The sequence below is a fragment of the Mycobacterium sp. 94-17 genome, from assembly GCF_035617725.1.
Taxonomy (GTDB): domain Bacteria; phylum Actinomycetota; class Actinomycetes; order Mycobacteriales; family Mycobacteriaceae; genus Mycobacterium.
Window position 1 is genome coordinate 1 of the sequence record NZ_JAPIYN010000102.1, and the last position, 403, is coordinate 403.

General features: G+C 67.7%; 1 protein-coding gene. It reads right to left on the minus strand.

Annotated features, from left to right (window positions below):
* Positions 1–403 (minus strand): extracellular solute-binding protein (locus tag OQ789_RS25850; RefSeq protein WP_324689273.1); only part of this gene is annotated, 403 nt, incomplete at both ends.

Here is a 403-nt window from a genome sequence, read left to right on the forward strand (position 1 = left end):
CCGGGCACCGCCGGGAAGTCGACGGTGGTGCCGAAACCCGGTGACTTGCCCCAGCCGTCGGGGTCCTGCTTGGACAGGTACTGGGTGAACAGGAAGGTGTCACCGGATCCGTCGGAGCGGTGCAGCGGAACGACCGGGGTGGCGGGCAGGTTCATGCCGGGGTTCAGCCCGGTGATCTGCGGGTCGTTCCAGGTCTTGATGGAGCCGTTGTACATGCCGGCCAGCACCTTGCCGTTGAGCTTGAGGTGCTGGTGGACGCCGGGCAGGTTGTAGTTGATCTGCTGCGCCGAGACGGCCAACGCGATGTTCATCAGCCCCTTGTGTGCGGCCATGTCGCCCTCGGACAGGTAGGCGTCGGAGGCGCCGATGCTGACCGCCCCGGCCGCGGCCTGGGAGATCCCGG